Source organism: Streptomyces sp. NPDC000941, assembly GCF_053599555.1.
In genome coordinates this window covers 16,068-42,397 of record NZ_JBSFMM010000020.1, presented here as the reverse complement: position 1 = coordinate 42,397, position 26,330 = coordinate 16,068, and the positions used below count along the sequence as shown (strand labels likewise).

Genomic DNA, 26,330 nt, shown 5'->3' with positions numbered 1-26,330 from the left:
CCGGCGACGGTTACAGCTCCTTGTCCGGTATGGGTAGTTGACGCTTTTCGATTGCCGCGGCCATAACGTCCGGGAAGAGATCGGGGGTGCAGGCGAAGGCGGGCGCGCCGAGCGCGGCGAGCGCCGCGGCGTGCTCCCGGTCATAGGCGGGCGCGCCCTCGTCGGACAGCGCGAGCAGCGCGACGAACTGCACACCGGACGCCTTCATCGCCGCGACCCGGCCCAGCATCTCGTCGCGTATGCCGCCCTCGTACAGATCGCTGATCAGCACGACCACGGTGTCGGCGGGGCGGGAGATCTGCGACTGGCAGTACGCGAGCGCCCGGTTGATGTCCGTGCCGCCGCCGAGCTGGGTGCCGAAGAGCACGTCCACCGGGTCGTCCAGCTCCTCCGTCAGATCCACGACGGCGGTGTCGAAGACGACGAGGCGGGTGGCGAGGGAGCGCATCGAGGCGAGTACGGCGCCGAAGACGGAGGCGTAGACGACGGACGCGGCCATCGACCCCGACTGGTCGATGCACAGGATCACGTCCTTCTTCACCCCGCGCGCCGCGCGCCCGTATCCGATCAGCCGTTCGGGGACGACGGTGCGGTGCTCGGGGAGGTAGTTCTTCAGGTTCGCGCGGATGGTGCGGTCCCAGTCGATATCGCGGTGACGTGGGCGGCTGGTCCGGGCGGTGCGGTCGAGGGCGCCGGTGAGGGTGGCGCGGGTGCGGGTGGCCAGCCGCTTCTCCAGGTCCTCCACGACCTTGCGGACGACGGCGCGGGCGGTGGTCTTGGTCGTCTCCGGCATCGCCTTGTTGAGCGAGAGCAGGGTCCCGACGAGGTGGACGTCCGCCTCCACGGCCTCCAGCATCTCGGGCTCAAGCAGCAGGGCGGACAGGCCGAGCCGGTCGATGGCGTCGCGCTGCATGACCTGGACCACGGAGGTGGGGAAGTATCGGCGGATGTCGCCGAGCCAGCGCGCCACTTGGGGCGCGGAGCCGCCGAGCCCGGCCGCGCGCGGACCGCTCCCCGGGGAGCCGCCACGGGCGGTGGCGGCGGCACCGCCGCCGGGGCCCGTCCCGTCGCCCGCGCCGTAGAGCGCTTCGAGCGTGCGGTCCATCGCGGCGTCCTGCCCGCTCAGGGCGCATCCGGTCCCGTCGCCGCCCTGCCCGCCGAGCACCAGCCGCCAGCGGCGCAGCCGCTCGTCCGTGGCTTCCCCGGTCGCCCCGGTCTCCCCGGTCATCCGGCCCCCTCCGACACGTGGTTGTGATGGCTGCTGTGGCTTGGGTGTCCGTCGTCGAGGCCCAGAAGAAGGCGGACCGCTGGCAGGGCGGCCGCCCCCCGCCCCTCGTCCAGAGCGGGCCCGAACCCGGGCGCGGGCGGGCCCCCGACCGGCCGCGGTCCGTCACCCGCCGCCGGTCCACGGCGGACCAACTCGCCGAGCGTGCGGCGCACCCCCGCGTCGTACGCCGCGAACGTGCGCCGCAGCAGCGGCAGTACGTCCGTGAACGCCTCCGCCGGAACACCCGTGAGCCAGCCGTCGAGCAGGCCCAGCAGCCGTTCGTCATGGACCAGCAGCATCCCGCCACCCGCACCACCGCCCACGAACCCCTCGATCCAGGCCGCCGCTTCGACGGGCGCGGTCCCGGGCGAAAGCACCAGTCCCATCAGCCGGGCCGCCTCTCCCTCGGCCAGCCGGCCGTCGTCCAGGAGCAGCCGCGCGGCCCGCCCACGGATCAGCCCGGAGACCCCGTCACGTCCGGCAAGCGCGCGCAACACGCCGAGCCAGCGAACCCGCAGCCCAACGCCGCTGCTCGGGCTGCTCGGGCTGCTCGGCCCCCCGGGGCCGCTAGGGTCGGCCGGGCCGCCCAAGCCGCCCCCGCCGCTCGGGGCGGTCGAGTCCGCATGGCCGCGGTCCCCGCCGCCCGGGTCGGCCGGGCCGCCCACGTCGCCCCCGCCACCCGCGCCCTCCGGGCGGCCCTCACCGCCCGCGCCGACCAGACCACCCCCGCCGCCCAGACCGCCCGGACCGGCCGAGCCCACTTCGGCGCGCTCCGTGCCGCCCGCACCGATCTCCGCCAGCAGGCCGACCGCCTGGTGCACGGCCTCCATGTGGCCGCGCATTTCCGTGGCCCCGTCCGTGTCGAGGCCGAAGCAGGCGGGCGGCAGGCCGACCAGGGCGCGTTCGGCCAGGCCCACGGCGACCTCGGCCAGGGCGGCGGTGTCCGTGCCGCGTACGTCGCCGTAGCGCACCGAGCGGACGAGCGCGGGCAGGGCCTGGGCGAGATGGCCGACGTCCGCGTCGAGGGCGGCGCGGTCGGCGAGCGCGCGCATCACGACCGGGAGCGCGTCGGGGAGCCCGGCGAGCAGACAGCGCTCGGCCAGGTCAGTGACCTCGCCGAGGCCCGTGGCGTCCACCGCCTTGGCCTCCGCCCTCGTCGTGGCGGCCGACAGCACGGTGGTGCCCCACACCCCCGCCTCGGCGACCCGCACCGACAGCTCCGGCTCCCAGCACAGCCGCCATGTCTCCCGGAACGTGCCGGTGCTGGCGCGCGAGGCGGCCGGGGTCCCCCAGTCGACGCCGAGCAGCCGCAGCCGGTGCAGCATGCGGCTGCGCGCGGCGTCGGTCTCCTTGCGCAGGTCCAGCTCCAGCTCGCGGTCAAGGGCCTCCGGTTTGAGCCGCAACGAACGCTGGGTGCGCGTCAGATCCCGCTGGAGCGGAGTGGCGGGCGCCGACTCGGGCACCTCGCCAAGGACGTCCCCGACGACCAGCCGGTCATGGACGAGCGCGAGCGGCACATCGGAGCCCTCGCACATCACCGCCCGCACCGCGTCCATGGTCTCGGCGAGCCCGGCCAGCGGCCGGCCGCGCATGGCGGCCAGGGTCTCGGCGAGCCGTACGGCCTCGATGACATGGGCGGACGAGACGGCGAAGTCCTCGGCGCGCAGCAGCCCGGCGACCTTGGTCAGCCAGCGCTCCAGCGGGCGGTCCGCGGCGTGAAAGAGATGGCTGTACCAGCCGGGGGAAGCGATCCCCGCGCCGTAGCCGCTGTGCCGGGCCAGCCGACGATGTGTCCACGGCACCCAGCTGAGCTCGACCTTGACCTTCGGCAGCCCCTTGAGGAGGCCGCGATCGGCCGTTGCGGTCGTCCGCTCCGCCAGCGCCGGAACGTGCCAGGCCCCGCACACGACGGCGACCCGGTCCCCGAACTCCCGCCGCGCCTCGCGCAGCCGCAGCCGCATCTGGGCCTCGCGCGCGGCGTCGTGCTCATGTCCGCCGTGGCCGTACTCGGCGCGGAGCGCGGCCATGGCTTCGCCGAGCGCGGCGAACGAAGCGACGGCCCCGGTCCCGGTCCCAGCTCCCGTCCCACCTACGCCGTCTACCCCGTCCGCCGGCCCCGCGCCGCCCGTCGTATCCGCGCCCGGGCCCAGGCCACGGTGCTCGACGACGTCCTCCCACCACCGCTCCGGCTCCTCGTATCCCGCGGCCTCCGCGAGCACCGCGAGCGGATCCACCCGCAGCCGCCCGGCCGGACCCTCGTCCGATGCCTCGGCCTCCCCATCCGCGCCCGTACGGGACGCCATGGCCAGGGAGTTCGTCGCCGGGAGGTCGATGAACCGTACGGGGACGCCGCGGGACAGGGCCCACTGGATGGCCACCCACTCCGGCGAGAACTCGGCCAGCGGCCAGAACGCGGCCTGCCCCGGCTCGCCCACCGCATGGGCGAGCAGGGCCACGGGGGGCCGCATGCCCTCCTCCGCGGCGAAGTCGACGAGCGCGTCCGCCTCCGGTGGCCCCTCGATGAGCACGGCGCCGGGCTCGCATGCGTCGAGCGCCGCCCGTACCGCCCGCGCGGAGCCCGGGCCGTGGTGCCGTACACCCAGGAGCAGCGGCCACGGCGGCTCGGCCGGCACCGCCCGAGGGGCGGGCGGGGGCGCCGCGCGGTCCTGGGTGGCGGCGGCACTCACGCGCTCACCTCGCGGCACGCGCGGTAGAAGTCCTTCCAGCCGTCGCGCTCGCGGACCACCGTCTCCAGGTACTCCTGCCAGATGACGCGGTCCGCCGCCGGGTCGCGGACCACCGCGCCCAGGATGCCCGCGGCCACGTCGCCCGCCCGCAGGACGCCGTCACCGAAGTGGGCGGCGAGTGCGAGTCCGCCGGTGACCACGGAGATCGCCTCGGCCGTCGACAGCGTGCCCGACGGCGACTTGAGCTTCGTGCGCCCGTCCTCCGTCGTCCCTCCCCGCAGCTCGCGGAAGACCGTGACCACCCGGCGGATCTCGGCCACGCCCTCGGGAGCCGGCGGCAGGTCCAGCGAGCGGCCGAGCTGGGCCACCCGGCGGGCCACGATGTCGACCTCCTCCTCCGCGGTCGCGGGCAGCGGCAGCACGACCGTGTTGAACCGGCGGCGCAGGGCGCTGGACAGTTCGTTGACCCCCCGGTCGCGGTCGTTGGCCGTGGCGATCAGGTTGAAGCCGCGGACCGCCTGGACCTCCTCCCCCAGCTCCGGGATCGGCAGGGTCTTCTCCGAGAGGACGGTGATCAGCGTGTCCTGGACGTCGGCCGGGATACGGGTCAGCTCCTCCACGCGCGCGGTCATGCCCTCGGCCATCGCCCGCATCACCGGGCTCGGCACCAGCGCCTTGCGGCTGGGGCCGTGGGCGAGCAGCTGGGCGTAGTTCCAGCCGTAGCGGATGGCTTCCTCGGGCGTGCCCGCGGTGCCCTGGACCAGCAACGTCGAATCGCCGCTGACCGCCGCCGCCAGATGCTCGGAGACCCACGTCTTGGCCGTGCCGGGCACCCCCAGCAGGAGCAGCGCGCGGTCGGTGGCGAGGGTCGTGACGGCGACCTCGATGATGCGGCGGGGCCCCACGTACTTGGGCGTGATCACGGTGCCGTCCGGCAACGTGCCGCCGAGCAGGTACGTCGCGACCGCCCACGGCGACAGGCGCCAGCGGGCGGGCCGCGGGCGGTCGTCGGCCGCGGCGAGCGCCTTGAGCTCGTCCGCGAAGGCGTCCTCGGCGTGCGGGCGCAGGGCCTCGCCCCCGGCGGCCCCCGGCGTGCCGTCGTCGGCGGCTTGGGCGGCTTGGGCTGCCTGGGCTGCCTGGGCTGCCTGGGTGGCAGCGTCGGCATTGGCAGCGTCGGCGGCGTCGGTGCCGCCGCGGATCTGGGCGGTCTCAGCGGTCTCGTCTCCGCTGGGCACAGGCACGGTCACAGCTCCCCCACGACTCGTCTCTCCGTCCGTTTCCGGACCCATCCACCACCCTGCACCACACCACTGACAACCAGCCCGCCCGCCAACGAACTCGCAGGTCAAGGCGGTTGTCAGTGGGTGCCCGTACCGTCGAGGACATGAATGCGCAGGGGGAACGCTGGACGGCGGAGCAGGTGCTGGCCCTGGCTCCTGACGCCGCTTCACGCAAGGCGGGCGGCAAGCTCGCCGCGCCCGGCCCGTGGTCGGGCGCGGGGGCGCACGGCCGGGGTGTGTGGGGGCTGTGCGCGGGCAGCGGCAGCAAGCCGTATCAGACGGTCGTCGACCTGGACGGACCGGGCTATCGCTGCAGCTGCCCGAGCCGGAAGTTCCCGTGCAAGCACGCGCTCGGGCTGCTGCTCCTGTGGGCGGGCGGCGGGGGTGTTCCGGAGGTCGAGGGGCCGCCCGAGTGGGCCGGGCAGTGGCTCGGCGAGCGTCGGGAGCGCGCCGAGCGCGCGGCGTCCGCGGCCGTCGCCGGGGCCACGGACGGAGCCGCCGGAGCCGACGGAGCCGCTGGGGGGCGGAAGGAGCCGGGCAGCGTCGCCGATCCGGAGGCGGCCCGGCGGCGGGCCGAGCGGCGCACCCAGCGCATCGCCGCGGGCGCCATCGAACTGGAGCAGCGCCTGGCGGATCTGCTCCGCGAGGGCCTGGCCGGCGCCGACCACGCCGGTTACGCGACATGGGACGAGACGGCCGCGCGCATGGTGGACGCGCAGGCGCCCGGTCTGGAGGCGCGGGTGCGGGAGCTGGGCGCCATCCCGTCCTCGGGGCCGGGCTGGCCCGCGCGCCTGCTGGAGGAGTGCGCCCTGCTCCACCTGCTGAACCAGGGCTTCTTGCGGCTGGACCGGCTCCCGGAGGCGCTGGCCACCACGACCCGCTCGCGCGTCGGCCTCACCACGACCACGGCCGAGCTGCTGGCCTCCGACACCGCCGTCCGGGACCGCTGGCTCGTCCTCGGCCAGCAGGACAGCGCCGACGGCAAGCTGACGACGCGCCGGATCTGGCTGCGCGGCCAGGACACGGGCCGCACGGCCCTGCTGCTCTCCTTCGGCGCGGCCGGGCACTCCCCCGAGCTGGCCCTGCCGGTCGGCATCGTGCTGGACGCCGACCTCACGTACTACCCGGCCGGGCGGCCGCTGCGCGCCGCGCTCGGCACCCGCCGCCCGGACCCGCCGTCCCCCGTACCGTCGCCTGCGGCGCCGCCCTCGCCCGCGGCGCCGCCGGTGCCTCCGGGGAGTGACATCGACTCGGCCCTGGCCGCGTACGGGGACGCGCTGCGCGAGGACCCCTGGCTGGACGCCTGGCCGGTCGTCCTCGCGGGGGTGACCCCGATCCCGGGCGGCGAGGAAGGCTGGCAGCTGGCGGACGCCCGGACCGGCTCCGCCCTGCCGATCGACCCCCGGTGCTTGGGGCGTACGGACCTGTGGCAGCTGACCGCGATCTCGGGCGGCCGTCCCGTCACGGTCTTCGGCGAATGCGGCCACCGCGGGTTCGCGCCGATCACCACCTGGGATCCGGCCCCCGTCCCGCTCCAGAGCCCGTCCGGCACCGGATCGACACCGTATGGAGGCAGGCCGTGAGCACCACCGCACCCTGGGACGACCTGGTCGCCGCCGCCCTGCTCGGCACCGAGCGCCGCACCCCGCCCATCACCCCGCGCCCCGGCCAGGACGCGCCTGCCGCCCTGCTGGACGCCGCCGCGCTCAGCACCGTACGGCGGCGGGCCGGGTTGCGCCCCGCCGCCTCCCGGCAGGCTCCCGCCCCCGCGCCCGAGGACCCGCGCCCGCCGCTTCCGCCGGCCGCCCGCAGCCGGCTGGCCATGCTGCTGGCCGGCCGCTCGGCCCCCGGCAGCGGCCGGCGCTCCGCGCCCGACCTCGCCGAACTGCTCCCGCAGTGGCTCGCCATGGCCAACCAGTACGGCTACCGCGCGCCTGACGCCCTCCTCCCGGCCCTGTTGGACGCGGCCCGCGCGCGCACCGATCTGCGCCCGGAGGCGCTGACGCTCGGCGGGGCGCGAGTCCTGTGGCTGGCCCGGCTGAACCCGGAATGGAGGTTCGCGCTCCGCGGCGGCGGTGCCGGGCGGGCGGCGGAAGCATTGGCGGCGGTGCACGCGGCTGCGGCTGCTGATGCGTCAGCAGCGCCGGGCTCCCGCGATGCTGCCGCGGGCGCGGCCCCCGTGACGCCGGGCCCCGCGGCGACGGGTCCCGCGGGCACGGCCCGGGGGGCGCCGGGCGCCTCGACTGCGCCCGGCCCCAAGCCCGCCGTCCCCGCCGGTACCATCGCCGAACCGGTTGCCGAAGAAGCTGCCGTGCCCCGGCCCAGCAGCCCGGCCACACCAGGCGACGCCACCACACCCGACCCGGCCGGTCCCGATGGTCCCGCCACGCCCGCGCCCCCGTCCGCCCCCGGCGACACGTTCGCTGTCCCGGCCGATACCGCCGACACCACCCCGGCCGGTCCCGCCGCCGAAGGGGTTACCGAAGTAGCTGCCGTGCCCCGGCCCGGCGACACGGGCACGCCAGGCGAGACCACCACGTCCGACCCGGCCGGTCCCGGTGGTCCCGCGCCCGGCGATACGTTCGCTGTCCCGCCCGATACCACCGCCGAACCGGTTGCCGAAGTAGCTGCCGTGCCCCAGCCCGGCAGCCCGGCCACACCAGGCGACGCCACCACACCCAACCCGGCCGGTCCCGATGGTCCCGCCACGCCCGCGCCCCCGTCCGCCCCCGGCGACACGTCCACACCCGAGTCAGGCGACGCCACCACGCCTGGCGCCGCGGCGGCCCGCGATACCCCGGCGGGCGTGCCCGTCGACATACAGCGCCAGTGGGAGGAGGGCCTGTTCGCCGAGCGGGTCTCGCTGCTGGCGGTGGTGCGCCACCGCGACCCGGAGCTCGGCCTCGCGCTGCTCGGCGGCTCCTGGTCCATGGAGCGCGCCGAGGACCGGCTGATGTTCCTGGACTCGCTCCGCGACGATCTCTCGCCGTCCGACGAGCCGTTCCTGGAACAGGCCCTGACCGACCGCAGCCGGAACGTCCGGGCCACGGCCGCCGAGTTGCTGTCCGCCCTCCCCGGCTCGGCGCTGGCCTCGCGGATGGCCGAGCGGTCCAGGGCCTGTGTCTCCCTCACCGCCGGGGTCATCGCCATCGAGGCGCCGGCCGAATGCGACGGCGGCATGCAGCGCGACGGCGTCGTGGCCAAGCCCCCTTCGGGGCGCGGCGAGCGCGCATGGTGGTTCGGTCAGTTGGTGGAGGCGACCCCGCTGGAGCGCTGGAGCGACTGGTTCGGCGGGCGTGGCGCGGCCGAGATCGTGACGCTGCCGGTCGCCGACGGCTGGCAGGCGGACCTTCAGGCGGCGTGGTGCCGGGCGGCCGTCCGCCAGCGGAATGTGGAGTGGTCCCGCGCCCTGCTCGGCGTGCCGTCCGCACCGCCCGCCGCCACGCCCACCACCCCGACCGCCCCGGGCTCGCCGGGCGGGGCCGCCCCGCCCACCGCCGCGTCCTGGCGCGACCCGGCGAAGCTGCTGTCCGCCCTGCCGGCAGCCGAACGGGCCGAGTGGGTCGCGGACTTCATCGCGGCCCATGGGCTGTCCGACGCCTTCCGGCTGCTGGGCGTGTGCGCGGTGCCATGGGCCGAGCCGCTGGGCCGGGCGGTCGTGGACGCGCTCGACATCGCCCGTGACGCGGGCAGCTACCCATGGAGCTTCAGCGGCGTGATGGGGCTGGCCGAGCGCTGTCTGGACCCGGACCAGGCCGACCGGTTGGAAGTCCTCACCGCGATATCGGACGAGCCTGCGGACGGCTCGCCCGGCGCCGGGGGCTACTGGTCGGAGGCGTTCCAGCGCCTGGTGGGCACGCTCCGGCTGCGCGCCGCGATGCGCCACGAGCTCGAACCACCACCTGGCGCAGCGCCAACCGGCACAGCGCCGACTCACCCGGCGGCGACTGGCCCGACGGCGAACCACCCGGCGGCGCCAGGCCCGACGGCGAACCACCCGGCGGAGACCGGCCCAGCACCCACCGGCCCAGCACCCACCGGTCCGGCGCCAACCAGCCCGGCGCCGACGCACGGGGCGTCAATCGGCCCGGCGGCGACCCACCCGGCCCCGGCCCATCCGGCGGCGCCAGGCCCGGCACCGACCGGTCCGGCACCGGCCCCCTAGCGCCGCGTCAGCCGGCCCATCCGGCGCCTTGCGCGCTGACCACACCAGGGCGCCGGCTTCGCCATCGGGGCGCCCTTGGGCCGCTGCGACCGGCCCGCTGGCTGCTGGGCGAACCTCGGCCGACGCGGCATCAGTCGGTCGGTCGTGCTGACCGCGCAAGGCGCCGGATGGGCCGGCTGACGCGGGCGCGGCGCCGTAGCGCGGGCGCGGCGCCGTAGCGGTCGGCCGGGCGGCACGGGATCCGTTTCGGCGGCGCCGTGCCGGGCGCGAGGTGCGGCCACACGCGCGGCCCGCGCGGCCCGCGCGCACCGCGGGGTTACGCGGCCACCGGCCGTACGTTCGCTCTGACCCACTCCACGATCGAGGTGGTCGTGGCCCCCGGGGTGAAGATCTCGGCCACCCCCTGCTCCTTCAGCAGCGGGATGTCCGCCTCGGGGATGATGCCGCCGCCGAACACCTTGATGTCCTCCGCGTCGCGCTCCCGCAGCAGCTCAAGCACCTTCGCGAAGAGCGTCATATGGGCGCCGGAGAGGATGGACAGCCCGATCGCGTCGGCGTCCTCCTGGATCGCGGTGTCGACGATCTGCTCGGGCGTCTGGTGGAGGCCGGTGTAGATGACCTCCATGCCCGCGTCCCGCAGCGCCCGCGCGATGACCTTCGCCCCGCGGTCGTGACCGTCGAGCCCAGGCTTGGCCACCACCACACGGATCGGACCGGTCACACCCATCGCAGCCTCCATGTCGTCATCCCTCGCGGTGCGTCGCGCGCGGATCTCGCGGACCGCCGTCGCGGGACGCGAACGTGAACGAACGTTATCTACAGCATCCCGCACGCAGCAGTTTCACGGCGCGCGGCAAGGGGGAAATCACACATGGGACACATTCACCTCGGCCGCACCCACCTCCGCCTCGACCACCGCGAGGCGGTTCCACGCATCGGGCCGGCCACCAGGGGAGCCGCAGCGGGGACCGTCGCACCGCGCAGCGCCATCAGCACGAGCCGCCTGGCGCCGCGGTGCGACGGCGCGGTCGTACCGCCACGACCACGACGTCCACCACCACCGTCCACCCACCGCAGGCTTCCCGCGAGGGCTCACGGGGGCAGTGCCGCCTCCCGTGCGCCGTTGAGGAGGTCGGCCGCCATGGGCCTCACCCGGATTCGCGCTACCGTCCTCGACCTGGCGATCCTCGCCGGGCATGTTCTCCTCTATCCGACCGGCCTGCTCCAAGAGCGCCCACCTGCCGCACCGCCGCCTGCCGCACCACCATCGCCCGGCACCCCGACCCGGCTGCCCACCGACAACCAGGCCCACCGCCCGGTCCTCCTGCTGCACGGCTTCATCGACAACCGCTCCGTCTTCGTCCTGCTGCGCCGCTCCCTGCGCCGGGACGGCCGACAGCACGTGACGGCACTCAACTACTCCCCGCTCACCTGCGATATCCGCACCGCCGCCGCGCTGCTCGACCGCCATGTGCGGGAGATCCGCGCGCGCACCGGCCATAGCCGGGTGGATATCGTGGGGCACAGCCTGGGCGGTCTGATCGCCCGTTACTACGTGCAGCGGCTGGGCGGGGACGCCTTTGTGCATACGCTGGTCACCCTCGGCACCCCACACTCCGGCACCCGCACCGCGCCCCTGCTGTCCGCGCATCCGCTGGTGCGCCAGATGTGCCCGGATTCCGATGTGATCGAGGAATTGCGGCTCCCCGCGCCCGATTGCCGTACTCGGTTCATCGGCTTCTGGAGCGATGTGGATCAGCTGATGATCCCCGCGGAGACGGCCCGTATCGACCATCCGGATCTACGGGCGCGCAACATCCGCGTCAGCGGAATCGGGCATCTCACCCTCCCGGTGCACCATGCGATCGCCGGGGAAGTCCGCGAGGCGCTGGATGCCGCCGAAAGGGCGCCGACAGACGCTTCCGGTGCCGCTTCGGTTGCGTGAAGGGGCAGGAAGTTGCCGAACAGTAATCGAACACCCGGCCAAATTACGGCAGCCAGTCAGCCGAAAGACGGCCAAATGACCGTTCCGGCGTTACTCAAAACCTGATGAAGATTGTCGCCGTCCCGAACCGGCGGGTACAGTCGCCGCTAATTCTCCTGCTGCCGAGGCGAAAGAGAAGTTGGTGGTGAACGACCGTCACCCGTCGGGGATCACAACCTCGACCGTCCCCGCTCCTGACGCCTCATATCCGTATTACGAGGCATACGACCAGCAGGGCACAGCGCACGGCTACGCCGGGTACGACGGCTACTCCACCGGCAGCTTCGACAACCTCACCGCCGCATACGGCGATGGCGACCCCCTCTTCGGCTCCCTCCCCGGCGACCACGGCGGCGGCTATGGGACCGGGCACGACGGAACCGGCAGCGGGCAGTACGACGCCACGCAGTGGGGCGCCGCGGCCGGCGCCTACGACTCCGGCGTCTATGACTCCGGTACCTCCGGAACCTATGACACCACCGCGATGTGGGCCGGCTCCGGCGTTCCGCTGGCCGGCACCATCCCGGCCCAACAGGACTCGGACACCGGCGGCCACTGGGACGCCTCCGCCTGGGACACCACCGGCCACCACGATCTGACGGCCGGCGCCGATCTGACGGCCGGCGCCCAGTGGGACGGCACCGGGCAGTACGACACGTCGGGGGTCGACACCGGCCAGACCCAGTTCTGGGACATGAGCGCCTATGCGACCGTCGACGAGTCGCGCTACGACCAGGGCGAATACGACCAGGGCGAATACGGCCAAGGCGAATACGGCCAAGGCGAATACGGCCAAGGCGAATACGACCAGGGCGAATACGGCCAAGGCGAATACAGCCACGGCGAGTATGACCAGCGCGGATACGACCAGAACGGCCACGGCCAGAGCGAGTACCACGAGGGCGGGTACGAGCACGGCGGATATCAGCAGTCCGCCGAGCAGCCGTACGCCGCCCCCGAGGCGGAGCCGGAACCCGGGGCGGGGCCCGTGCACGAGGCCGAGACCCAGACCGCCCTGATGGCCCTGGACCTCGATCTCGACTCACCCGAGGCCGACGCGGCCCACAGGGCCGACGCCGCCGACCCCACCGACCCCGCCGCCCACAACGAAGGCGGCACGGCCGCCGACTTCGAGGACGTCGCGCCCGAGGTGGCGTCGGTTCCCTCGCCCCGCCGGGACGGCGGCCGCAGCAGCCGCCGCCGCGCCCCCTCGGCCCGCCCCAAACGCTCGGCGCTCCTCACCGTCGCCGTCCCGTCCGTCTGCGCGCTGGGCGTCACCGCCGTGGCCGCCGCCTCCGTCGCCAACATCGGCGACGACAAGAAGGACGCCAAGACCACCCAGGCCGCCTCCGACACCCCGCCGGTCAAGGCCTCGGTCGCCAACAGCAAGCTGGACACCCAGCTCGCCGCGGGCCTCGAGGACGCCGATGACTTCCGGGACCGCGCCAGCCGCACCCAGGAGCGGATCGATCTGAAGGCGCGCCAGGCCGCCGAGCGGCAGCGCAAGATCCAGGAGGCCGCCCGCAAGGAGGCGCTGCGGCCGAAGTTCGCGCTGCCCGTCTCGCAGCACGGGCTGAGCGCCAGCTTCGGCCAGGCGGGCATCAACTGGATGTCCGTGCACACCGGCATCGACTTCCCGGTCAGCTATGGCACGCCGGTCATGGCCGCGACCGACGGCACCGTACGCACCCAGTGGAACAACGCCTACGGCAACATGGTCATATTGACCAGCCCGGACGGCACCGAGACCTGGTACTGCCATCTGAGCAGCGCCAAGATCCGGGCCGGTTCGGTCAAGGCCGGGGACGTCATCGCGTACTCCGGGAACTCCGGCAACTCCACCGGGCCACACCTTCACTTCGAGGTGCACCCCGGCGGCGGCTCGGCCATAGACCCGCTGCCGTGGCTGCGCTCCCACGGGCTCGACCCGACATAGCCCCAGGCCCGCCCCGACCCAGGGCCCCCACCAGTAGCCCCAGGCCCCACACCAGTAGGCGCAGGTGCCGGGGCCGCCAGGCGCCCCCCTACAGCTTCTCCACCGGCGCGTACCGCAGCAGCAGCCGCTTGGGCTTCTCGTCGCCGAAGTCGATCGTCGCCTCCGCGTTGTCCCCGCTGCCCTTCACCGCGACCACGGTGCCCAGCCCGAACGCGTCATGAGTGACCCGGTCGCCGATGGCCAGCGCGACCACCGGCCGCTCTGTGGCCCGCCGCGTGGCGAAGCCACCGGCCCCGGACCCCGCCCTCGAACGCGACGAGGACAGCGAGGACGCGACCCCGGCGGTGGCCCCGACCGCGCCCATCGACGCCGACGGGGTGGAGGGCCCGGTCCGCTGCCAGCGCATGTACTGGTCCGGGATCTCCTCCAGGAAGCGGGACGGCGGGTTGTACGCGGGCTGGCCCCAGGCGCTGCGCATCGTCGACCGAGTCAGATACAGCCGCTCGCGCGCCCGCGTGATGCCGACGTACGCCAGCCGCCGCTCCTCCTCCAGCTCCTTCGTCTGGCCGAGCGCGCGCATATGCGGGAAGACCCCGTCCTCCATACCGCTGAGGAAGACCACCGGGAACTCGAGGCCCTTGGCGGTGTGCAGCGTCATCAGCGTGATGACCCCGGCGCCTTCGGTGTCGTCGTCGGGGATCTGGTCGGAGTCGGCGACGAGCGCGACCTGCTCCAGGAACTCCGCGAGCGTGCCCGGGTTCTCCTCGCCGCGCTCCTGCTCGTACTCCAGGGCGACGGCCGCCAGCTCCTGGAGGTTTTCGATACGGGTCTCGTCCTGCGGGTCCGTGGACGCCTGGAGCTCCGCCAGATAGCCCGTGCGCTCCAGCACCGCCTCCAGTACGGTGGCCGGCCCGGCGCCCGACTCGGTGATCGTGCGCAACTCCTCCATCAGCACGTTGAACCGCTTGACCGCGTTGGCCGAGCGGGCCGCCATACCGTATGCCTCGTCGACGCGGCGCAGCGCCTGCGGGAAGGTGATCTTCTCGCGCAGCGACAGCGCGTCGATCATCGCCTCGGCGCGCTCGCCGATGCCGCGCTTGGGCACGTTCAGAATCCGGCGCAGCGGGACGGTGTCCTCCGGGTTGGCCAGCACCCGCAGATACGCGAGGACGTCGCGGACCTCCTTGCGCTCGTAGAAGCGCACACCGCCGACGACCTTGTACGGCAGCCCGACCCGGATGAAGATCTCTTCGAAGACACGGGACTGCGCGTTGGTCCGGTAGAAGACCGCCACGTCTCCGGACCTGGCGTCGCCCGCGTCGGTCAGCCGGTCGATCTCGTCGGCGACGAACTGGGCCTCGTCGTGCTCGGTGTCGGCCACATAGCCGGTGATGGTCGCCCCGGCGCCGGCGTCGGTCCACAGGTTCTTCGGGCGCCGGTTCTCATTGCGCTCGATAACGGCGTTGGCCGCGCTGAGGATCGTCTGGGTGGAGCGGTAGTTCTGCTCCAGGAGGATGGTCGTGGCGTCCGGATAGTCCTCCTCGAACTGGAGGATGTTACGGATCGTGGCGCCCCGGAAGGCGTAGATCGACTGGTCGGCGTCGCCCACCACGCACAGCTCGGCGGCCCCGAGCACCTCGCCCTCGTCCGCGCCGCCGCCCGCGGCGGCCGCCGAGCCCGGGCCCACCAGCTCGCGCACCAGCGTGTACTGCGCGTGGTTGGTGTCCTGGTACTCGTCGACCAGGACATGGCGGAAGCGGCGGCGGTAGTGCTCGGCGACGTCGGGGAATGCCTGGAGCAGATTGACCGTCGTCATGATGATGTCGTCGAAGTCGAGGGCATTGGCCTCGCGCAGCCGCGACTGGTACATCACATACGCCTCGGCGAGCGTCTTCTCGAAGCCGTCCGAGGCCTGTCCGGCGAAGGTCTCCTCGTCGATGAGCTCGTTCTTCAGGTTGGAGACCTTGGCGCTGAAGGACTTGGGCGGATACCGCTTCGGGTCGAGGTCCAGATCCCGGCAGACCAGCGCCATCAGCCGCTTGGAGTCGGCCGCGTCGTAGATCGAGAAGGAGGAGGTGAAGCCGAGCTTCTTGGACTCCCGGCGCAGGATGCGCACGCAGGCACTGTGGAACGTCGACACCCACATGGCGTTCGCACGCGGGCCGACCAGCTCCTCGACCCGCTCCTTCATCTCGCCCGCGGCCTTGTTGGTGAAGGTGATGGCGAGGATCTGGCCGGGGTGCACGCCGCGCGCGCCGAGCAGATACGCGATGCGGTGGGTGAGCACCCGGGTCTTGCCGGACCCGGCGCCCGCGACGATCAGCAGCGGCGAGCCGGTGTGCACCACGGCGGCCCTCTGCTGCTCGTTCATCCCCTCCAGGAGCGCGACCGGATCGACCGCGGGGCGCGCCGCGCCGTCGCGGTAGTACGTCTCCCTGGGGGCGGGCGCGTCGAACTTCCCGCCGAAGAGGTCGTGCGGGACGTCCTCAGCGGCGGGCCCGCCGTCGTCCTCGGGCGGCGGGGGCTCCTCGTCCGAGGGCCCGAGGTCCGCCAGGAAGCTGTCATCAAAGAGGCTGCTCATCGCTCACCGAGTCTAGGGCGCCGCACTGACAGCGTATGCGCGGAAGTCACGAAACGGTTTCGGGACAATTCGAACACCAGCCTTCACATGAGCCCCACAAGACCACTACGGTCCTTCATCAGACGGTCCGGAACCCGTCGGCGACCACGTCGGCACGGGCTGTTTCCGCCGAGTCCGGCCTCGCCGCGAGGCAGCCGGAGCCGGGGACCCAGAGGTACCACTGGGGTGAATCGGCCCACGTGGCGACAGTAGCCGTCCGCCGCACGGACCGTAGGGCAGCCTTCCGTACGCCCGAACCCGACAGCTAACCCGGTAGGCGGTCCACGGAAGGAGTCGCCTCCCTTGGCGTCGCACCGCAAGCCGCGGACCCGAATACTGGACTCGGCCACCGGCCGCCGCACCGCCGTCGGGGTCACGACGGCCGCCCTCGCCTCCGTCACCCTCCTCTCCCAGACGGCGAGCGCCGAGCCCGGTAAGCCCAAGCCAACGGTCGAAGAGGTCAAGAAGAAGGTCGACACGCTCTACCACCAGGCCGAATCCGCGACCCAGGCGTACAACGCCGCCAAGGAGCGCACGGGCGAGCAGCGCGCCAAGGTCGACCGGCTGCTGGACAGCGTCGCCAAGCGCACCGAGAAGCTGAACGAGGCACGGCGCAAGCTGGGCAGCTATGCGGCGGCGCAGTACCGCAGCGGCGGCATGGCCAACAGCACGGCGACCCTGCTGTTCGCCAAGGACCCGCGGGACATCTTCGACCAGTCCCATCTGATGGACCGGCTGTCCGGCGAGCAGAAGCAGGCCGTCGACGACTTCCTGTCGCAGCAGGCCAAGGCCGCCAAGGAGCGTACGAAGGCCGGCAAGAGCCTTGCGTCGCTGACCCGGTCGCAGCAGCAGCTGAAGACCAAGAAGAAGACCGTCCAGGGCAAGCTCACCCAGGCCCGTGAGCTGCTGTCGAAGCTGACCGCCGAGGAGAAGGCGCGGCTGGCGGTGATCGAGAAGAAGAAGGAAGAGGAGGCCCGGCGCAAGGCGGCGGCGCTGGCCCAGCAGCAGCGGGAGGCGGCGGCCAAGCGGGCGCAGGAGGAGGCGGCGAAGCGGCGGCAGGAGCAGGCGAACTCCTCCGACTCGTCGAGCTCCTCCGGTTCCTCGGGGTCTTCCGGTTCCTCGGGATCGTCCGGCACCTCGGGATCTTCGGGGTCCAGCTCCTCGGGGTCCTCCAGCTCGACCTCCACCAAGGCCGACAAGGCCATCGCCTTCGCGCAGGCGCAGATCGGCAAGCCGTACGTCTGGGGCGCGACCGGCCCCAACTCCTACGACTGCTCGGGGCTCACCCAGGCCGCCTGGAAGGCCGCCGGGGTCTCACTGCCGCGCACCACCTGGGACCAGGTGAAGGTCGGCACGCGCGTGTCGACCGCCGACCTCCAGCCGGGCGATCTCGTCTTCTTCTATGACGACATCAGCCATGTCGGCATCTATATAGGCGACGGAATGATGATCCACGCCCCGAAGCCGGGCGATGTGGTCAAGAAGGCGCCGATCACCGAGATGCCGATCTACGGCAGCGTCCGCCCGGCCGCCTAGCGGCTTTCCTGCCTTTCCTGCCTCCCCGGGCCCCATAAGGGCCTCCCCGGGTCCCGAAGGGGCGCTCCGGGGCCCGGGAGGCGGCTGCGCGGCTCAGGTGCCGGGCGGCGCGGCTCAGGTGCCGGGCTTGCGGCCGTAGACGTATACGTCGTCGCCGTTGCGCAGCAGGCTCCAGTACTTCTTGGCGTCGCCCTTGCGCATGTTGACGCAGCCGTGGGAGCCCGGCGGCGACCACACGCTGCCCGCGATGGAGTGGAAGGCCTGGCCGCCGTCGAAGAACTGGCTGTACGGCATCGCGACGTCGTAGAGCGTCGACCAGTGGTCGATGTCCCGCCAGTAGACCTTCTTCAGGCCGCCCCGGGTCTCATACCGGTCGCGCCCGGTGCGCACCGGCACCGGGCCGAACTTCAGCCGCGAGCCGTCCTGGATCCAGCTCAGCTGGCGGGTGAGGTCCACACAGGCGATACGGCCCTTGTTGGTGGGGCACTTTCTCGCCTTGTTCGGGTTGTGCCCGGCCGCCTTCTGCGAGTTGATCAGCTTCATCACGCCCCAGGTGACCGGCCCCGCATAGCCGATCGTGGGGCTGATCCCGTGGTTGATCTGGAACTTCTGGATCGCCAGACAGTCCGTACGCGACTGCCGCCCGTCCACCGGGCGGCCCAGGAACTTCTCCACCTGCTTCTGGTACGGCCCGACGCTCGTCGTGCACGACGAGGCGGCCTGCGCCGGGGTGCCGAGCGCGACCGCCAGCGGCACCACCATCCCCGCCACCCCCAGGGCCACGCCCGTCCGGCGGCCCCAACCCCCAAGTACCCCCACTGCCCGCTCCCTTCGGCTGCCTTGCCAGGTAAGACAGCTGCTCTGCCCGGTTGGACAGCCGACGGGGCCGGGGGGTTGTACGGAAAATTACGCCCAGAGGACGAAAATGAGGACGGAAATTATGTCCACAGGAATTACGTCCACAGGACGGCGATGAAGATGTTGGCCGTGGTGAGCAGCCCGACCGCGCCGAGGGCCGACGATTCGACCTTTTCATCGTCGCGCTTCACATAAACCAGCCCCAGCACCACGATCAGCAGCGCCAGCTTCACACCGATCTTGATGTTGTTGACGGTGTTGTCGTCGGCCTGGTTGAGCCCCACCAGCGCGGCACCGGTCACCAGCATGGTCAGCGCGCCGTGCAGCATCCCCGGGGTCATCCGCCCCTCGCCTGCGCGCATCGGCTTCAGCTGCGCCAGGAAGCCGCCGAGCAGCGCCGCGATGCCGACGATGTGCAGCCCGACGAAAACATTGATGAGGACGTCCATGGTTGGCGAGCGTAGCCCTGCCCATAGCAGCCCCCGGCAACCGGGTGGGTCACGATCGCCGCTTCGGTCACGGCCGCCCCGCGAGTCATCCGCGGCCGGGCGCCGGGCGGTCGGATACGGGCATCAGGGCGCCGAATCCGTCCACTCCCGTTCATCGCACCGCCCGTACGCGCCCGCCCGCCTAGCTTCCTCCCCCAGGTGGCAGTCCGCTTCCCGTCAGCCGAGGGTCCCCGCCTCATGGGCGGGCTGCCACCTGCCCGATCGATAGGACCGCGAAGAAAAGGGAAGGTGACCCGCCGCCGTGGCGTCGCACAGGAAGCCCAAGCAGCGCTCGCTCACGGGCGGGACCGCCTGGACCGCCGCCGTCGCCCTCGCGGGCGCCGCCGTCACCGCCATCAGCGGCACCGGCCACGCCGAGACCCGCCCCACCCCCGCCCAGGTGCGGGCGAAGGTGGACCAGTACCAGCGGGAGGCCGAGGAGGCCAACGAGAAGTACAACGGCGCGAAGGCGAAGGCGGACCAGGCCCGCCAGGCGCTCGACCGGCTGCGCGACCAGGCGGCCCGCGGTACGGCGCGGCTGAACGCCTCGCGCAACGCGCTGGGCGCCATCGCCACCGCCCAGTACCGCTCCGGCACCGTCGCGCCCACCCTCCAGCTCGCGCTGGCCTCCTCCCCCGAACAGTTTCTGCGGCGGGCCTCCCTCGCCGACCGCGCGAGCAGCCGCCAGGCCGCCACCGTCGCGGGCCTCTCCCGCCAGACCCGGAAGTTACGCCAGCTGCGCGGTGAGGCGCAGGACAAGCTCGACCAGCTGCACGGCGCTCAGGCGGCGCTCGCGCGCCACAAGGGCGTCGCCCGCAAGAAGCTCGCCGCCGCCAAGGCCCTCCTCGACCGGCTGACCAGCGAACAGCGCCGCCGCTACGAGGCCCAGGAAGCCCGGGAGGCCCGGGAGGCCCGGGAGGCCCGCGAGGCCCGCGAGGCCCGCGAGGCCAGGGATGTTGAAGGCGCCGCGCCGTACGCCACGTCGGGCCGTGCGGCCCGCGCCGTCTCCTACGCGTACGGGGCGCTCGGCAAGCCGTACGTCTGGGGCGCGACCGGCCCGCAGGGCTACGACTGCTCGGGGCTGACCCAGGCCGCCTGGCGGGCCGCCGGGGTGGCGCTGCCGCGCACCACCTACACCCAGATCAATACGGGCCGACGGGTCTCGCGTACCGAGCTCGCCCCCGGTGACCTGGTCTTCTTCTACTCCGGCGTCAGCCATGTCGGCCTCTACGTCGGCGGCGGCCGCATGATCCACGCCCCGCGCCCCGGCGCGCCCGTCCGCGTGGCGCCGATCGACCAGATGCCGTTCGCGGGCGCGACCCGCCCCGCGTAGGGGCTCGCCCCGGGTAGGGGCCGCCGGCCTCACCGACCGGCCCCGCCCGTGTGTCACGGAACCGTCCGCTCCGTCACCGCCGGGTGGGGTTTGTCCGCATCACGTCGAAGGCCTGTACCCGATACGTCATCGGCTGGGCCGGTCCGGCCACCCGCTACGTGCTGAGGAGTGATCGCACCCGGGTGGTTCGGGAGCGAATGACCTACAGGAGAAGATCCTCATGCTCGGTAAGCGTTCCGCCGCATTCGCCGCCCTCGCCACGACCGGTGTGCTGCTGCTGACGGCCTGCGGGGGCGGCGACGACTCGGCGCAGAACTCCAAGGCGTCCCAGGCGTCCCAGACCTCGAAGGCGCCCCAGTCGTCGCAGAAGACGTCGGAGTCGGAGCGGTCCTCGGCGGCCTCGGGCGCCATGGACCTCTCGTTCCGCAGCGGCACCGCCAAGCAGGGCGGCGCGGCCCCGAAGACCGGCGACTGGGCGGGCTCGGGCACCCCCAAGGCCCGTAAGTGGGTCCAGCTCTCCGCGGGCCGGGCCGGGGCGCTGAACCCGGTCGTGGTCAACGGCGCCGGCTTCACCCTCTACCGCTTCGACAAGGACACCGCCATGCCGTCCAAGTCCAACTGTGAGGGTGCCTGCGCCACCACCTGGCCGCCGGTCCTCATCGCCCCCGGCGGCAAGATCTTCGTGGACGGGGTCAAGCCGTCCGCGATCGGTGTGATCAAGCGCGCCGACGGCACCCGCCAGGTCACCATCAACGGCTGGCCGGTCTACCGCTTCAGCAAGGACGCCAAGCCCGGGGACACCAACGGCCAGGGCGTCGGCGGCACCTGGTTCGGCGTGACGCCCGACGGCCAGAAGGCCGGTCGACCCGAAAACAACCCCGCGGGCTCTGCCCCGAGCGGCGGGACCGCCAAGGCCACCAGCGTCATCCTGTTCGACGACGCCGGATTCGCCGACAACGGGGCGCAGGGCCTGGCCGGTCCGGGCTGCCAGAACGTGGCGCGCGACGACGTCGCCTCCTCCCTGTCGGCCGACGGCTCGCTGAAGATCTGGTCCGGGCCCGACTGCACCGGCAGGTCCAAGGTCGTGACCGGCGATGTCGCCGACCTGGCGGCCATCGGCTTCGACAACGACGTCTCGTCCGTCCGCTTCGGCTGACCGACGGGCCCGACCGACGGACCGGTGGACGGGCGGGCGTACCGTGCGGGAGGCCCGCCCAACCCCAACGGCCGTATCCAGCCAGGTGAGAAAGAGAGCTGAATCCGTGTCGGAGCACAGCGCCGCCCCGGTCTCCGTCGTGCTGTCGGGCTACGGCCCGGTCGGCCGGGCCTACGTCGACCACCTCGCCGCACACGGCGACGCCCTCGCGGACCGCCACGGAGCGCGGCTGCGCCTCGCGGCCGTACGGACCAGCTCGGCCGAGTACCTGCCGCCGCCGACCGAAGGCGCTGGCACCGGGGGCACCGGGGACGGCGAGGACGCAGGGGGCACCGGGGACGCCGGGGACGCCAGGGCCACCTGGGCGCCCCCGCCGCCCCGGGCCCCGCTCGGACCGTGGCGCCCGCTGCCGTCACTGGCCGAGACGCTGGACCGTACGGGGGCCGGGGTGCTGGTCCAGTGCCTGCCCTCGTCCCCCGAGGTGCGCGACCAGGCGGCCGCCGAGGCGCTGCTGGCCCTGCGCCGCGGCGTCCACGTGGTCACCGCCACCAAGAGCCATCTGCTCAGCCACTGGCGGGAGCTGGACCGGGCCGCGGCGGAGGGCGGCAGCCTGATCAGGATCTCGGGCGCCACCGGCGCCGCCCTGCCCGCGGGCGACCTGGCCAGGGCCGGTGTACGCGGCCTCGGCTGTCGTACGATCCGCGCCTGCCCGAACGGCACCGCCACCTTCGTGCTCGACCGCCTCGCGGCCGGCGACTCCCTGGCCGACGCGGTCGCCGAGGCGCGGCGGCGCGGGATCGCCGAGGCCGACCCCAGCGCCGATCTGTCCGGCTCCGACGCCGCCACGAAGGCGCGGCTGCTGGCGGCCCTGCTGTGGGGCTGGGACGCCTCGGCGGTCCGTACCGAGACCGAGCCGGTGGACGACGGCACGGCGCGGGCCGCGCGGGAGGCCGCCGCCTCGGGCCACCGGCTGCGCGCGGTCGCGAGCGCGAGCGCCGACGAGCCGCTGCTGGTTCGGGTCCGCCTGGAGCGGACCGCGCCCGGCGACCCGCTGCACGCGCTCACCGGGCCGGAGAAGGCCGTGGTCTACGGCTGTCCGGACGCGGGCGACATCACCGTGAGCGGCGGCCGCTCCAGCCCGCTCGGCGCGGCGCTCGCCATGGTCAAGGACACGCTGGACGTGGCGGTGCCGCGGCGCCTCGGCTTCGGCTGAAACGGGCGGGCCGGGCGAGCCGGGCAGGCGAGCGAGCCGAGCTCAGGCGACGAGGTCCGGGGTGAGCGCGGCGGGGGTCTCGACGCCCAGCAGGGTCATGGTGTGGGCGAGTTCGGCGGTGAGCCGGTCCACGGCCTCCTGCACCCCCGCGGCCCCCTCCGTCGCCAGCCCCCACAGCGCCGGGCGGCCGACGAACACCGCGCGGGCGCCCAGCGCGAGGGCCGCCGCTATGTGCTCGCCGCGGCGCACCCCGCTGTCGGCGTAGACCTCGACGCCGGTGCCCGCCAGCGCCTCGACCACGCGGGGCAGCGCGGACGCCGAGGTCACACTGCGGTCGAGCTGGCGGCCGCCGTGGGTGGAGACCACCACGCCCGCGCCGCCGTGGTCCACGACGACCTTGGCGTCGTCCGCCCGCAGCACGCCCTTGACCAGGACCGGGAGCCCGCTGATCTCATGCAGCCAGCCGATCAGGTCCGGCGTCAGATCCGGCTCCATCTGGGCCGCTTCGCGCGGAAACTCCTGACGGCCATCCAGGTTGACCAGGCGCACGAGCGGATCGAGGTCGGCGGCCCGGTGATTGTCCCCGCGGCGGCCGAGCACCGGTACGTCGACGGTGAACAGCAGGGCGCGGGCGCCGTGATCGACGGCGCGCCGGACGAGTTCGGCGGTCAGGCCACGGTCGCGCATGACGTACACCTGGTACCACCAGGGCGCACCCGAGGCGGCGATGTTCTCGAAGCGGCTGGCGGTCCAGGTCGTCACGCCCAGCAGGGACCCGGCCCCGGCCGCGCCCTTGGCCATCTCCTGCTCACCGTCCGGGTGGGCGTACTCCTGGCCCGCCATGGGGGCGACGAGCACCGGGGTGGCGACCTCGGTGCCCAGCACGGTCGTACGGGTGGCGACCCCGGATACGCGGCGCAGCATATGCGGCAGCAACCGCAGCGCGTCCCAGTCGCGCAGCCCCTCGTCCCGGGTGACGTCACGCCCGGCGCCGGAGGCGTAGTACGCGTATGCGTGCGGCGGCAGCCGCCGCTCCGCTTCGGCCTCCCAGGTCTCCCACCACTCGGGTTCCGCTTCCAACCCCGCTACTGGTCCGGCAGTACCCATAGCGTGCGTCTCCCTCCCTGCCCGCGATCACAAGTCGCGGGCGGCCCAAGCACGTTATGCACAGGAGTACGGGGACCGGAAACGTTTCATCCCGTCGCGTCCCCGCGGTGGTAGTAGTCGACCGCGACGGTGACGGTGTAGTCGCCGGAGTCGGTGTCCAGGACCTGGACGACGGCGACATCGCCCGAGATGCGGTCGCGCATGCAGAACCACCGCCCGGCGGGCGCCTGGGCGAAGCGCACCTTCTCGCGCAGCGGCCGGCGGGCGACCAACTCCGCACAGCGCTCGGGAGTGACCGGCCGCTCCCCCGCGATCTGGGCCTCGGTGGCGTCCTGGAGCTCGAAGGCGCCGTGGCCGTCGCCGCCGCTGTTGGTGCTCAGCATCCAGCGGCCGTCGCCCTTGACGACCTTGCCGGTGGGCAGGTCGATGTAGTGGTCGTAGTCCGGGAGCGTCAGGGTCCGCCCCTTGTACCCGGCCGTGTACCAGGCGCCGCCGCCATCCTTGCCGCTGTCCTTGCCGCCGCCGTCCTCGTCGCCGCCCGTGGTCAGGACGACGGCGATGACGACCGCGACGGCCGCAACGCCGAGGAGGGCCCCGGCCATGGCGCCGCGCCGGGACCGCCATGCGCCGCGACCTCCGGCGGTACGGCCTTCAACGACAGGTCTCCCGGAGCCACTGCCCCCGGAGTCACTGGAATCCCCTCTCAAGGCGCGTTCCAGAGCGGCGTGAGCGCGGGCGATACGGGGCCCGAGGCGGGCGTCCGGCCAGCCCGGCGGCTGCCCTTCGCGGGTGGCGCAGGCGTCGATGACCTGGTCCACGGTCGGACGGTCCGCGGGCCACTTGCGCAGACAGCGGCCGATCAGCACGCTCAGCTCCGGATCGCCGCAGTCCAGGTAGCCCGGGTCCGGCTCGGCGTTGATGACGCGGTACAGCACCTCGCTCGGCGGCCCGTCGCCGAACGGCGGCCGGCCGGTGACCGCGTACGCGAGCACGCAGCCCAGGGCGAAGATGTCGGAGGCGGGGGTGACCGGGCGCCCGTCGGCCTGTTCGGGCGACATGAACCCGAGTGTGCCGAGCCGGACGCCGGTGCTGGTCAGCCGGGTGGCGTCGGCCGCGGCCGCGATCCCGAAGTCGATGACCTTCGGCCCGTCGGCGTCCAGCAGCACATTGCTCGGCTTGAGGTCGCGGTGCACCACCCCGGCCGCGTGGATGGCGCCCAGCGCCTCGGCGACGCCGGCGCCGAGCCGCAGCGCCATGGGCGGCGCCAGCGGGCCGCCGTCCTCGACGGTCTCGCCCAGCGAGGGCCCGGCGATGTACGAGGTGGCCAGCCAGGGCAGTTCGGCGTCCGGGTCGGCGGCCACGACGGCCGGGGTGTACGGGCCCTGGACCCGGCGGGCGGCGGCGACTTCCGCGGCGAAGCGGCGGCGGAAGGCGGGCTCCTCGGCCAGATCGGCGCGTACGACCTTCACGGCGGTCGGCCGCCCGGCCCGCGACACCCCCAGATACACCCGCCCCATGCCCCCGGCGCCGAGCCGCCCGACCAGCTGGAACGAGCCGATATGCGCCGGGTCCCCGGCCGCCGGCGGGGCGACTCCGTCCGGTGCGCGGGCCGGGCCCGGTAACGGCCCCTCAGCCAACGGACCGTCCGGCACCGGCTTCTCCGATCCGCTCATGATCCCCACAGCCTCTCGTCGCCGTCGCCGCAGTTCGTCGGTGGCACATCGCCCCCAGTCAACCGGGATCCGTTCCGGATATGCTGCGGCGAATTTTCGATTTTTCTGTGGAGAAGGCGGGGAACAGCGCAATGCGCATACCTGGTCGGGCAGCCGTGGGCGCCGCTGTGGCAATCGGCGTGATCGGCATGTTCGGGGCACTGACGGGCTGCTCCTCGGACTCCGGCGACGACACCAAGGGCGGCAGGGGCAGCAAGGGGGAGAAGAGCGGCAAGGGCAGCGTCAAGGTGGCGGCGGCGAGCGGCGAACTCGGCGGCCGGGACACGGCGTGTGCGCTGCCGGTGCGGTTCAGCCTCGCCAAGTCGTGGAACCCGGAGGCGGTGAAGGAGCTGGAGGGGGCCGACCCCGAGCTGGGCTCCACCCTCCTCTCACAAGGCCCGGTGACCCTCGTCTGCGAGATCGACGCGAAGCCCGCCGGGCACATCGGCTTTCTGCGCGTATGGACCGGCGACAAGGGCAAGGCCGCGGCCGGCACCGAGCCCCGGCAGCTGCTGAAGGCGTTCATGGCCGAGGAGAAGGGCGTACGCGACGCCCAGTACAGCGATGTGAAGGCCGGCGATCTGCCCGCCGCGGAGATCAGCTACATCCTCGACAACCCCGATCTGGACGAGTCCAAGCGGGAGCGGGCGTTCGCGGTGGTGACCCCGAAGGGCGGCGTCGTACTGCACCTCGGCGGGCTCGACAGCGGTGAGCACGACGCCATGCTGCCCGCGTACGAGCTGGCCAAGCAGACCATGGCAGGCGCCGGCAGCTGACCGCGCCGCTAGGCCCTGCGGCGCCAAAGGGCAGCTCCCAGCGGTAGCTGGGGGCACGTGCGATCGCAAGGCGGAGGGCCGCGTGATGCGTCGGACCGCATTCCTGGGGCTCACCGGGGCGGCACAACGGGAGCACAGGGCCGATCTTGTTCGCGGCGTGCCGGATGTACCCGGCGATGGTGGCCCACTCCTCCTCGGTCCGCTGAATGGCG

The 26,330-nt window shown here is 73.4% G+C and carries 17 protein-coding genes, 1 pseudogene and 1 riboswitch; of the genes and pseudogenes, 9 read left to right on the top strand and 9 right to left on the bottom strand.

All coding sequences use genetic code 11. The features are described from left to right. Positions 1 to 10: 10 nt before the first annotated feature. From ACWDSL_RS09725 to ACWDSL_RS09715, 3 genes are read right to left on the bottom strand one after another with little or no spacing between them, the layout of a single operon-like run. The gene (locus tag ACWDSL_RS09725; RefSeq protein ID WP_450483445.1) at positions 11 to 1,228 is read right to left on the bottom strand and encodes a VWA domain-containing protein; all 1,218 of its coding nucleotides are present in this window, start codon (positions 1,226 to 1,228) and stop codon (positions 11 to 13) included. After that, on the bottom strand, positions 1,225 to 3,954 hold the full coding sequence (locus ACWDSL_RS09720; protein ID WP_450483443.1) for a DUF5682 family protein: 2,730 nt from the start codon (positions 3,952 to 3,954) through the stop codon (positions 1,225 to 1,227). Before ACWDSL_RS09720 ends, ACWDSL_RS09725 begins: the two co-directional genes overlap by 4 nt. Continuing rightward, a complete protein-coding gene (locus ACWDSL_RS09715) occupies positions 3,951 to 5,201 on the bottom strand; it encodes an ATP-binding protein (RefSeq protein ID WP_450483441.1) in 1,251 nt (416 codons plus the stop codon). The genes ACWDSL_RS09720 and ACWDSL_RS09715 overlap by 4 nt, the downstream gene beginning before the upstream one ends. Before the next feature lie 137 nt (positions 5,202 to 5,338). Between ACWDSL_RS09715 and ACWDSL_RS09710 the strand changes: the two genes are divergently transcribed. Together ACWDSL_RS09710 and ACWDSL_RS09705 are read left to right on the top strand one after the other, a co-directional pair. Further along, entirely contained in the window at positions 5,339 to 6,817 is a 1,479-nt protein-coding gene (locus ACWDSL_RS09710) for an SWIM zinc finger family protein (protein WP_450483439.1), read from the top strand. Then, positions 6,814 to 9,138, top strand: a pseudogene (locus ACWDSL_RS09705) (DUF5691 domain-containing protein); the annotation flags it as partial. The gene ACWDSL_RS09710 and the pseudogene ACWDSL_RS09705, both read left to right, overlap by 4 nt. 577 nt (positions 9,139 to 9,715) lie before the next feature. On the opposite strand, the gene ACWDSL_RS09700 reads toward ACWDSL_RS09705, so the two are convergent. Continuing rightward, positions 9,716 to 10,126: a cobalamin B12-binding domain-containing protein gene (locus ACWDSL_RS09700; protein WP_450483437.1), complete on the bottom strand. Its 411-nt coding sequence runs from the start codon at positions 10,124 to 10,126 to the stop codon at positions 9,716 to 9,718. A 414-nt stretch (positions 10,127 to 10,540) separates the two neighbouring features. Here ACWDSL_RS09700 and ACWDSL_RS09695 point away from each other — a divergent pair, with 414 nt between their 5' ends. Further along, positions 10,541 to 11,344, top strand: a complete 804-nt coding sequence (locus ACWDSL_RS09695) for an alpha/beta fold hydrolase (protein ID WP_450483435.1) — start codon at positions 10,541 to 10,543, stop codon at positions 11,342 to 11,344. Between the two features lie 184 nt (positions 11,345 to 11,528). Further along, complete coding sequence (locus ACWDSL_RS09690; RefSeq protein WP_450483433.1) at positions 11,529 to 13,319, top strand: peptidoglycan DD-metalloendopeptidase family protein; 1,791 nt, start codon at positions 11,529 to 11,531, stop codon at positions 13,317 to 13,319. A gap of 88 nt (positions 13,320 to 13,407) precedes the next feature. On the opposite strand, the gene pcrA is transcribed toward ACWDSL_RS09690, so the two are convergent. Further along, entirely contained in the window at positions 13,408 to 15,900 is a 2,493-nt protein-coding gene (gene pcrA, locus ACWDSL_RS09685; protein ID WP_450483431.1) for a DNA helicase PcrA, read from the bottom strand. Between the two features lie 156 nt (positions 15,901 to 16,056). Beyond that, positions 16,057 to 16,234: riboswitch (cyclic di-AMP (ydaO/yuaA leader) on the top strand. 8 nt (positions 16,235 to 16,242) lie between these two features. On the opposite strand from pcrA, the gene ACWDSL_RS09680 reads away from it, so the two are divergent. Then, positions 16,243 to 17,475 carry an NlpC/P60 family protein gene (locus ACWDSL_RS09680; RefSeq protein ID WP_450483429.1) on the top strand — a complete coding sequence of 411 codons (1,233 nt, stop codon included), beginning with the start codon at positions 16,243 to 16,245 and terminating at the stop codon, positions 17,473 to 17,475. A 114-nt stretch (positions 17,476 to 17,589) separates the two neighbouring features. Here ACWDSL_RS09680 and ACWDSL_RS09675 read toward each other — a convergent pair whose 3' ends face one another. After that, complete coding sequence (locus ACWDSL_RS09675; protein WP_089512581.1) at positions 17,590 to 18,237, bottom strand: L,D-transpeptidase; 648 nt, start codon at positions 18,235 to 18,237, stop codon at positions 17,590 to 17,592. Between the two features lie 191 nt (positions 18,238 to 18,428). Next, a complete protein-coding gene (locus ACWDSL_RS09670) occupies positions 18,429 to 18,782 on the bottom strand; it encodes a hypothetical protein (protein WP_450483427.1) in 354 nt (117 codons plus the stop codon). A gap of 301 nt (positions 18,783 to 19,083) precedes the next feature. On the opposite strand from ACWDSL_RS09670, the gene ACWDSL_RS09665 reads away from it, so the two are divergent. The 3 genes from ACWDSL_RS09665 (at position 19,084) to ACWDSL_RS09655 (ending at position 22,523) form a co-directional block, all read left to right on the top strand. Continuing rightward, positions 19,084 to 20,154, top strand: a complete 1,071-nt coding sequence (locus tag ACWDSL_RS09665; RefSeq protein ID WP_450483425.1) for an NlpC/P60 family protein — start codon at positions 19,084 to 19,086, stop codon at positions 20,152 to 20,154. 220 nt (positions 20,155 to 20,374) lie between these two features. After that, positions 20,375 to 21,310 carry a hypothetical protein gene (locus ACWDSL_RS09660; protein WP_450483423.1) on the top strand — a complete coding sequence of 312 codons (936 nt, stop codon included), beginning with the start codon at positions 20,375 to 20,377 and terminating at the stop codon, positions 21,308 to 21,310. Between the two features lie 106 nt (positions 21,311 to 21,416). Then, positions 21,417 to 22,523, top strand: a complete 1,107-nt coding sequence (locus ACWDSL_RS09655; protein WP_450483421.1) for a homoserine dehydrogenase — start codon at positions 21,417 to 21,419, stop codon at positions 22,521 to 22,523. A 42-nt stretch (positions 22,524 to 22,565) separates the two neighbouring features. Here the strand turns inward: ACWDSL_RS09655 and ACWDSL_RS09650 are convergent, their stop codons facing one another. Together ACWDSL_RS09650 and ACWDSL_RS09645 are read right to left on the bottom strand one after the other, a co-directional pair. Then, positions 22,566 to 23,630, bottom strand: coding sequence for an alpha-hydroxy acid oxidase (locus tag ACWDSL_RS09650; RefSeq protein WP_450483419.1), 1,065 nt, complete (start codon positions 23,628 to 23,630; stop codon positions 22,566 to 22,568). An 86-nt stretch (positions 23,631 to 23,716) separates the two neighbouring features. Next, positions 23,717 to 25,303 carry a serine/threonine-protein kinase gene (locus tag ACWDSL_RS09645; RefSeq protein ID WP_450483416.1) on the bottom strand — a complete coding sequence of 529 codons (1,587 nt, stop codon included), beginning with the start codon at positions 25,301 to 25,303 and terminating at the stop codon, positions 23,717 to 23,719. 131 nt (positions 25,304 to 25,434) lie between these two features. On the opposite strand from ACWDSL_RS09645, the gene ACWDSL_RS09640 reads away from it, so the two are divergent. Further along, a complete protein-coding gene (locus tag ACWDSL_RS09640; protein ID WP_450483414.1) occupies positions 25,435 to 26,118 on the top strand; it encodes a lipoprotein in 684 nt (227 codons plus the stop codon). Positions 26,119 to 26,330 lie beyond the last annotated feature (212 nt).